6 protein-coding genes are annotated in these 9,246 nt (G+C 74.0%); 1 reads left to right on the top strand and 5 read right to left on the bottom strand.

The window, feature by feature from the left end; translation table 11 throughout:
* Window positions 1–1,013, bottom strand: a 1,013-nt coding sequence (locus HLB15_RS20620) for a sensor histidine kinase (RefSeq protein WP_171108177.1), incomplete at its 3' end; no start/stop codon positions are given.
* A 4-nt stretch (window positions 1,014–1,017) separates the two neighbouring features.
* Window positions 1,018–2,160 carry a hypothetical protein gene (locus tag HLB15_RS20615; protein WP_171108168.1) on the bottom strand — a complete coding sequence of 381 codons (1,143 nt, stop codon included), beginning with the start codon at window positions 2,158–2,160 and terminating at the stop codon, window positions 1,018–1,020.
* Window positions 2,161–2,288: 128 nt separating this feature from the next.
* On the opposite strand from HLB15_RS20615, the gene HLB15_RS20610 reads away from it, so the two are divergent.
* On the top strand, window positions 2,289–3,071 hold the full coding sequence (locus HLB15_RS20610) for a class I SAM-dependent methyltransferase (protein WP_171108175.1): 783 nt from the start codon (window positions 2,289–2,291) through the stop codon (window positions 3,069–3,071).
* An 18-nt stretch (window positions 3,072–3,089) separates the two neighbouring features.
* Here HLB15_RS20610 and HLB15_RS20605 read toward each other — a convergent pair whose 3' ends face one another.
* The 3 genes from HLB15_RS20605 to HLB15_RS20595 form a co-directional block, all read right to left on the bottom strand.
* Window positions 3,090–4,463 (bottom strand): copper amine oxidase, encoded by a 1,374-nt coding sequence (locus HLB15_RS20605; RefSeq protein ID WP_171108174.1) that lies wholly within the window; start codon window positions 4,461–4,463, stop codon window positions 3,090–3,092.
* Window positions 4,464–4,596: 133 nt separating this feature from the next.
* Entirely contained in the window at window positions 4,597–7,473 is a 2,877-nt protein-coding gene (locus HLB15_RS20600) for a choice-of-anchor G family protein (RefSeq protein ID WP_171108172.1), read from the bottom strand.
* Between the two features lie 499 nt (window positions 7,474–7,972).
* Window positions 7,973–9,246, bottom strand: a 1,274-nt coding sequence (locus HLB15_RS20595) for a helix-turn-helix domain-containing protein (RefSeq protein ID WP_171108170.1), incomplete at its 5' end; no start/stop codon positions are given.

The raw sequence follows: 9,246 nt of genomic DNA, 5'->3' as shown, positions 1-9,246 counted from the left end.
GTGACGACGCGCCGGACGGTGCGGCCGAGCAGCGCGGGCAGACCGGGCGGCAGGTCGATGTCCTCCCGCACGTCGAGGCCTGCCCGGCGGTGGGCCGCGACGACATCGCCGAGCGCGGGGGCGAGCGCGAGGGGCGCGTCGTCGTCGGTGCCGTCGCTGCCGGCCGGGTCGCCGCCGGCCGGGTCGCCGCCGGTGCCGGACCGGAGCACCGCGAGGAGCTGGTCGAGCTCGTCGAGCGCCGAGCGCGCGGTGTCCTCGATGGCGGCGAGGGCGCCGGCGGCGGCCTCCGGGTCGGTCGCGACGACACGCCGTCCGGCCACCGCCTGCACGCTGACGACGGTGAGCGCGTGGCCGATACCGTCGTGCAGCTCGCGGGCCAGCCGCGTGTGCTCGGCCTCGCGGCGGGCGCGGGCCAGTGCGGTCTCCATCCGGTCGTGGGGCGTCGGGCCGAGCACCCGGCCCGCGAGGGCCGACGCCGCGGCGCCGAGCGGCCAGGTCGCGCCGAGCGCGAGCAGCCCGCCGACGACGCACGCCGCCACCCGGGCGGCCGCCTCGCCCCCGCTCCCCGGGAGCGGGACCGTCGACCCCACCGAACGGCCCGTGACGGCCTCCGCGCCGATCACCACCGCAGCGGGAACCAGGGCGAACAGGGCGAACGCGACGACCAGACCCACCGCGAGGTGCAGCACGACCCAGCCCGCCGTCCTGACCCGGTGCGCGAGCCGGGGGCGGGCGGGGCTGACCAGCTCGTCGTCGGTGCCGAGCAGCGCCCGGGCCGCGGTGACCTCCAGCTCCCGGGCTCCGGGCACGAGCCCGAGGGCGACGGCCGCCGCGACGGTGACGGCGGCCACGACCGGCGCAGGCACGGTACCGGCCGTGGTGCCCGCCGTGTCCGTCAGGACGCCGAGGAGGCCGAGGACGAGCAGCGCCAGCGCCAGCCCGATCGCCGCGCCCAGCATGTGCCAGGCGAACCACCGGACGACCTGCCGCCCCAGCCGCCGCGTCGTCGCCATGACGTCATCCTCTCCGGTCGGCCACCGGGCTCGCCAGGCCGGGCACACGCGCCGCCTGCTCGGCGGGCTCTGCCCGGTTCTCGCGGGCCCGGTCCACGGGGGTCCGGTGGGCGACGTACCCCCAGACCGCGAGCGCCAGGGCCGGGCCCCAGTACCAGCAGGGGAAGACGATCGCGCCCAGGACCGCCTGGCCGAGCGTCTGGTCGCTGAACATGACGAGCATCGGCACGGTGGAGAAGATCAGCGTGGCGGCGACGAGCCCGCCCGGCACGGCGGCCGCGGCGACGGGGACGCGGCGCCCCGCGAGCCCGGGCATCCACCGCGGGAACACCTCGCCCCAGGGCCGGATCAGCCCGAGCGTGAGCACGACGCCGAGCCAGGCGCCGCTGGACAGCGTGAGCCCCCAGACGCGGGCCGACAGGTCGATGTCGAACCCGAGCTGCGGCCACGGCGTGAGCCAGGTGAGGCGGACCAGGGCGTACGGGAGCGGCCCGGTGGCCGCGACGATCGTGATCGCGGTGCGGTGCCGCAGCACCCACGCGGTGGCCCGTTCCGCAGCGGCGGTGCCGGACAGCGCCTGGGCGCCGACCGCGGCCCACAGGGCGCCGGTGACGAGCAGGAGGAGCGAGAGGATCAGCCCGGCACCGTGCTCGGCGAGGCCGGCGCCGAGCATGCGGACGACGCCCGCGACGGCGTCGCGGAGCAGGAACCCGCCGCCGAGCAGCAGCGCGAGCCCGGGCACGCCGACGGTCCAGCGCGCGACGCGGTACCGCCGCACCACCTGGACCAGCAGCACGACGACGGCGGCGGGCATCGCCATGGCGACGAGGTAGCCCACCGTGGAGAGGGGGCCGGTGCCCTGCAGCACGAAGCCCAGCACGGCGACCTGGAGCGCCGCTGTGACCGTGCGCCCCCGCGTGCCGAGCGCGCCCGCGAGCGCCGCGATGCCCGCGGCCACGCCGGTCAGCCCGGCCAGGACGTGCACGACGGTGGCGGCGTCGGCCCCGGCGAGCTGGGCCAGCAGCGCGGCCCCGGGGACGGCGTAGGCGGTGGGCCGGAGCCCGGCCAGCCAGGACAGGCCGAGCAGCGCGGTGGCGCCGCTCGCGACGGTGGCGCCGAGGAGCGTGGCGCGGACGAGGCGTGACATCAGGGGTTCCTCCGGTCGGTGAGTGGTGGGACGTGCTCCCACCGTCCCGCCGGCGGCCCGTGCACCCCTCCCCCGGTCGGGGGATATCCGCTGGTGGGCGGGGGATCCCTGTGGTTACCGTCCGGGCCATGACCGCGACGCCGTCCACCGCCCCGTTCGAGGACCAGCTCGCCGAGGGTTCGGCGGTCCCCACGGACGGCTGGGACTTCTCCTGGTTCACCGGCCGGGCCACCGAGGAGCGGCCCGGCTGGGGCTACGTGCGCCTGTGCGGCGAGCGCCTGGGGTCCGCGCGGGCCGCGCTCGACGTCGACACCGGCGGCGGCGAGGTGTTCGCCGAGGCGCTCGGCCGCGCGGGCCGTGTCCCCGCCGTCGTCCGGGCCTCCGAGCGCTGGGCCCCCAACCACCGGCTGGCCGCGACGGCTCTCGCCCCCTTCGGCGGCTCCGTCGCCCTGGTGGACGCCGACGCCGTGCGCCTCCCGTTCGACGACGCCACCTTCGACCTGGTCACGAGCAGGCATCCCGTCGCGTTCCCCTACCCGGAGGCCGCGCGCGTGCTCGCCCCGGGCGGGACGCTGCTCGTGCAGGAGGTGGGGGCCGGTTCGAACCGCGCCCTGTACGAGTTCCTGATGGGTCCGCAGGAGAATCGCGACGCCGCGTACGTCGACGAGCTCTCGGCCCGCGTGACGGCGGCGGGCCTGCAGGTGGTCGGGCTGCGGGACGCGCTGACGCGGGTCGAGTTCCTCGACCTGGCCTCCGTGGTGCACTTCCTGCGCAAGGTCCTGTGGACCGTGCCCGACTTCACCGTCGAGCGCTACCGTGACCGGCTCCGCGCGCTGTACGACCACATCGCGGAGCACGGCTCGTTCGTCTGCCACAGCCGCCGCACCCTCGTGGAGGCACGGCGGGTCTGACCGGGTGCCGGCCCGGCCTCAGTGGTGGGGCGCCGGCCTGCCGTTGACGCCCTCACGGCTCGGGGGCACCTCGACGCGCTGCGCGGTGAGGTCGCGCGGCGTCAGGGTGAAGCCCTGCCAGTGCATCTCCATGGGGCTCTGGTCCTCGTCGCGCGCCACGTGGTGGAAGCCGACGGCGACCCAGGTGACGACGTCGGACAGCGGGGCACGATCGCGCACGAAGTCGAGCACGCCCGCGCCGCACGCGCCCTCCTTGTTCGACGTGGCGAAGAGCTGGCAGTCGTCGGCCTCGCTGAAGGCGATCGTGTAGCCGTCGTCGACGCCCTCGCCGCCGTCAGGGTGCTTGTGGTCCTGCGTGAGCTGGAACGGCGTCGTCGCCCCCAGCTCCACCTGGTAGGAGATCGGGTGCCCGTCCTCGTTGAGCACCTCGGGGCTGACCACGCGCCACCACCGACGGTCCGCCGCCCGCGCGGTGCCCTCGTGCGTGACCCGGGTGAGCCCGCCCTCGACGAGGGGTGACCGGGGACCGATCTCGCCGGTGGGCGCGGCGTCGTACTGCTCGACCGCCTGGCCGCCCGGCCCGCCGAGGGCCCAGTGGACGCGCCACACCGCGTTGTGCGAGTGGCTCGTGGCGTAGTCGCTGTCCCCCGGGCCGACGGGCCAGCCGTACGCGGGGTCGTCCCCGTAGTCCTCGGGCGACAGGTCGCCGGTCGCCCCGAGGTCGGAGCGGATGGTGCCGTCGCTGCCGAAGGTGTACTGGCTGACGTACTCGTACCAGCCCACCTTCGAGATGGTCGCGAGCCGCAGCTCGGTCCTGCGCGCGACCTCGGTGCTCGCGCCGTCGTCGCTGCGGTACGCGAGCCCGCCGTCCCTCTCCTCCTGGCACAGGACGGGACGCCGCGCGCCCCCGCCGCCCACGGAGCCGTCGCCGATCTTCGGCACGTAGGTCTCGAGGCGCTCCCCCAGGCACTCGGTGGGGGTCAGCGACATCATGTGGCTGCCGCCGAACCCCTGGGTGGTGATGTCCTCGGTGTTGCGCACGCCGGTGTCGTACGGCACCTCGAGCTGCCCGATCGACAGCTCGGCCAGCACCTGCAGGGGCCGCGCACCCGCGGGCGTGAAGTGCACGTCCTCGAGCACCAGCCCCCTGCTCGCGTCCACCCGCCAGCACATGGTCCACGTGGAACCACCGGCGAGCTGCCGCGCGATCGGCTCGTTCTCGGCGCAGTCGACGGCCGCGGCGCCCGTCACGGCCTGGTCGTCGCTCCGCGGAGCGGGCGCAGCGGGCGCCGCCCGCTCGACGATCAGCACCGCCGCCACGACGAGAGCCACGATGATGGCAGCCGCGACGGCCGCCGGGAGCACTCTCCGCCCCCGCGAGAGCTCCGACACGTCCTTCTCCCCCTCTCGGTCCTGCCTGACACGACCGGCCCGGTGCGACGAGGTCGCACCGGGCCGGTCGTGCTTGCTGTTCAGGCTCTCCTGGTCGGGCTCACCGGGTCAGGACCCGGCGAGCCCGACGGGATCACGCGTTGCTCGAACCGGAGAACCGGCCCATCGCGGTGGAGAACGCCTGGCTGATCTCGCGGCGGCGCTTGATCATGACCGCACCGGCGCCGAGGAGCAGCACCGTGGCGGCGATGAGGGCCGTCACGTTGGCACCCGTGCTGGCCAGCGGGCCGTCCGAGCCGGCGCCCGCACCGTCACCGTCACCGTCGCCGTCACCGTCACCGGTGGCCGACGCGACGACGTCGAACGTCGCCATCGCCGAGTCACCCTCGACGGTGCTGACCGCGATGCCCTGGTGGCGACCGACGTCGAGCCGCTCGTCGACCGTGAAGGTCCACTGGACGTTGCCGTCCTCGTCAGCGGCCTGCGCCTGCAGAGCGAACGAGGTCGAGTTGATGATGCCGACGACCTCCTCGCCCGGCTCGAAGCCCGACGCGTAGAACGTCTGCTCCTGGCCGTGCGTGCGGGTCGGCTCCTCGAACCACGCCGTCAGCTCGCGACCGTCGCCACCACCGGTGGTCTCGCAGACCGCGATCGGCGTCTGCGCGCCCTCGCTGCCGTCGTCCGGCTGGGCGTCGACGATGATGACGCCCGGCGGGGTGCCCTCGGGAACCGTGATCGGGGTCTCGAAGCCGCAGTCGTCGTTCACCACGACGGTGACCGGGTCACCGATCTTGTTGCCGTCGAGGTCCTGGAGCTGCACGGTGACCGTCGAGCCGGCGGGGAAGCCGGTGCCGGTGATCATGACCTCGTCGCCCGCCTCGACCATGGTCGGGTCGGCTGTGATGGTCGGGTCGGTGCACTCACCCGGGTTGTTGGTGTCGGGGTCGAGCACCTCGAGCGGCGCCTCGGCACCCTCGCTGCCGTCCTCCGGCTCGGCCTCCACCGTGTGGTCGCCGGGCTCGGCGTCCTCGGGGATGGTCAGGTCGGTGATGAAGCCGCAGGCCTCGTCCGGGGTGACCGTGACCGCGTCGCCGACCGGGTTGCCCTCGGCGTCGAACAGCTGGACCGAGACCGGCACGCCGGCCGGGAAGCCCTGGCCCACGACGGAGACGGTGTCGCCCGGGTAGGCGGCGCTGGGCTCGACCGTCAGGGTCGGGTCCATGGCGCAGATGTCGGAGCCGGAGACCACGGCGAGCGGGGCCTCGGCGGCCTCGCCGGTCGTGTCGTCGGTGCCGACGACGGTGTAGTCACCGAGCTCGGCGTCAGCCGGCACGGTCACCGGGGTGCTGAAACCACCCTCGGAGTCGGTGTCCACGGGGATCGGGTCGCCCACGGGGTTGCCCTCGGGGTCGATGAGCTGCACGGTCGCCGTCGAGTCCGGCGTGTAGCCCTCACCGGTCGCCACGGTCGACTGACCGGGGGCCACCGAGTCCGGGTTCACGGAGAGCGAGGGGTCGACCTCGCCCGGGCCGCCGTCACCGTTCGGGCTGATGCGGACGGCCGCGTTGCCCAGGTTGATGCGAGCGACCTCGTTGGCCGGCAGCAGCGCGAGGCTCAGCGCCGACAGGTCGAAGTTGCTGACGACCTCCTCGCCCTCGGGCGTGGTGGTGGTCTCGGAGACCTGGCGGTTGATGGTGATCGAGATGACCTGGGCCAGCACGTCGAAGACCGGCGAGAGGAGCTCGCGGACCGGAGCCGTGATGGAGTCCGTCTTCAGGTCGTTGATGAGCAGCTCGAAGATGTTGTCACCCTCGTCGCTGATGAGCAGGTCGTACACCGGGCCCAGGATCGGCGCGAGGGCCGGGCCGAGCGTGTTGATGGTGTTGACCAGGACCGTGGCGACCGGCGCCAGGGTGCCCGTGCTGTTGTTCACGGCCTCGGGGAAGTTGCCGTTCACAGCGTCGGCCAGCGGCAGCGACCACGACACGTCGAGGGTGCCCAGCGGGCCCTCCTCGTTGAACGCGATGTTGATCGTGACCGAGTTCAGCGAGTCCTCGATCGCGCCGAGCAGGATGCGGGTGACCTCCTGCATGAGCTCGTGCACGGTCTCCGCGATGAGCGGGTAGGTCGTGTCGTCGATGAGCTCGTAGTTCGGGGGCAGCTCGTTGAGGCCGCCCTCGGTCTCGTCGGGGTTGTCCACCAGCTTGTCGAGGTGGACCTCAAGCGTCCCCGTCGACAGGTCGATCGTGATGAGCTGGTTGGCCGAGGTGATCGGCTCACCCACGACGGACTGGAACAGGTTCTCCTGCATGTTGCTGTCGACGGTGATCGACGGCGTCGGGACGCCCGGGATCGCGTCGAACAGCCCCGTGAGGGCGCTCTGGTCGAGGTTGTCGTTGATGAGGCTCTCGACGGTCGTGTCGATCGTGCCACCGATGTCGTAGACCGACGACGCGGCGTTCTCGATCACCGGGGAGTGCAGGAACAGGTCCAGGTCGGCCACGCGGTACTGGCCGAGGCCACCCACGCCGTCCTGGTCCAGGATGACGCCGTCCTCGGCCTTGACCTCGGCCGCACCGGCGCCCGCCTCGAGCAGGAGCTGGTCGACGATCTCGTCGGTCAGGCCGTCGACGCCCAGCAGGCGCGCGACGGACAGGACGTCCACGGACGCCTTGCCGAAGTCCTCGGTCTCACCGTCGAGCGTCACGCCACCGTCGGCGCCGGCGAGGCCGGACACCGCGTACGCGTCGGTCGCGGACGTCGCCTCGCTCTTGCTGGCCAGCGCACCGAGCTGACCGAAGTCCAGGATCTCGTCGAGCGGGACCTCGACGTCGCCGAGACGGATGAGCTCCGAGCCGAGCAGCTCGACGTTGAGGTTGCCCTCGTTGGGACCGGGGTTCGACTCCGAGCCCGCGTCCGAGTAGGCAGCTGCGAGCAGCGCGTTCTGGAAGAGCGTCGAGTCGAGCACGCTCGCGGCGGCCTCGGCCGGCTCCTCCGGGTAGTTGTCCACAGCGACCGCCGGAAGTCCGGTGGCCGTGACCACGACTGCCGAAGCCGCGGCCGTCGCCAGGGTACGGCGCCACACGACGCCTCCCCTCCGGCGCCGGGACGGTACTTGCGTTCGGTTCAAAAGAACTCACTCCTCCATATTCACGCTTCAAGAAAAGCGTCCGGATCGGTACGTGATCACGTCCGGATCGGTCGGGCGGTGGCTCGTGCACACCCAAGCCCGGGGTTCAGCGAACAGTGGTTCCCAGGGACCTGCCAGGCAGAGCGGTAATCGTGCGTTGAGGCAATGCAACGCACCTCGCCGTGCGTTCATGACATACCGAGCCGTGACAAAGACCTTTACTCGCGTGAATACGAAAGAAAGTCGGGAAAGTCCGCTTCGTCGGCGGGGCGGCATCACGCCGAGCGGGTGAAAAATCTGCGTTACGACGCAGGTCAGGCGGGACATGCCAGGCGCTCCGGGCGCCGGGCGTGCCCCGCCTGTGGCGTGAGCTCCTGCGTCAGCCCTCGACGAGCCAGGCCGGCGGACGGGTCTCGGCGAGCCGCACCAGGTCCCGGCGGTCCCGGATCCCGAGCGTCGCGTACGCACGGCGCAGCCGGTTGACGACCGTCCGCTCCGAGACGAACGTCGCCTGCGCGATCTGCGAGTTGGTCGCCCCCTGGACGGCGAGGCGCACCATCTCGCGCTCGTGCCCGCCGAGCACCTCCCACTCGGGGCCGGCGCCGTTGGCGTCGGCGTCCGCCAGGAAGTCGTCGATGCCGCGCAGCCAGCCGGACATGCCCGCGAGGCGCACCAGCGTCCGCGCCTCGTCGAGCATCGCGGTGCCCGCCGTGCGCCCGCCACGCGTGACGGCGTACCGGCCGTAGGCGACGAGCATGCGCACGCGCTGCCAGGGCGACATCGGTGCGGGCGGCGTGTGGAGGGCGGCCTCGAAGGTGGGCGACGACGCCCCCTCGTCGGCGAGCAGCGCGCTGAGCCGGGACCAGGCCGCCGCGACGTCGGGCGCCGTGCGCTCCTCCGGGGCGACGGCGGGCTCGAGGAGGCGCCGGGCGCGCGGCCCGACCTGCCCCGGCGGCGTGGAGGTCATGACGGCCTCGACGAGGTCGCACCGCACCTGCACCCGGCCGCGGTAGGGCCACGCGCAGTGCTCGAGCGCGATGGTCAGCAGCGCGACGGCGCCCTCGGCCTGCCCGACGACGAGGTGCGCGGCGCCGAGGTCCGCCGCGTACTCCCCGAGCGCCCGTGCCGACCAGGAGCCGGCCTGCGGGGGCATCGTGCTGGCGGGCACCGTCCCGTCGACGACGGCGTCCGCCGACGCCCGCATGCCGCGCGCCGTGAGCCACTCGTCGACCGACGGCCGCAGCTCCGCGGCGCGGCCGAGGTGGGACCGCACGTCCGCGGCGCGCCCGTCGAACGCCGCGACCCGTGCCGCGGCCAGGTCCCGGGCGACGACCTCGGCGGCCCCCCGGCCCGTCGCGGGCCCGGAGTGGTCGGCGAGCAGCGCGCGCGCCCCCACGACGTCGCCCAGCAGGAGCAGAGCGCGCACCTGGGTCTCGACACCCACCCAGTCCTGGCCGGGCGTGCGACCGATCAGCCGCAGGTCGGCGCGCAGCGCGGCGGGGTCGGCGACGTCGCCCGACTCCTCGAGCCGCAGGAGCGCCTCGGCGACACGGGCCCCCGCCGCCCGCTCCGGTGCGCCGACAGCGTCGGGCTCGCGCCACCACAGGTGGTCGGTCCACGCGGGCCCCACGCCGTCCGGCACCAGCGCGCCGT

The sequence above is a fragment of the Promicromonospora citrea genome (assembly GCF_013004695.1).
Taxonomy (GTDB): domain Bacteria; phylum Actinomycetota; class Actinomycetes; order Actinomycetales; family Cellulomonadaceae; genus Promicromonospora; species Promicromonospora citrea.
Note: the sequence above shows the minus strand (reverse complement) of the source record. Positions and strands in the feature narration are given on the sequence as shown.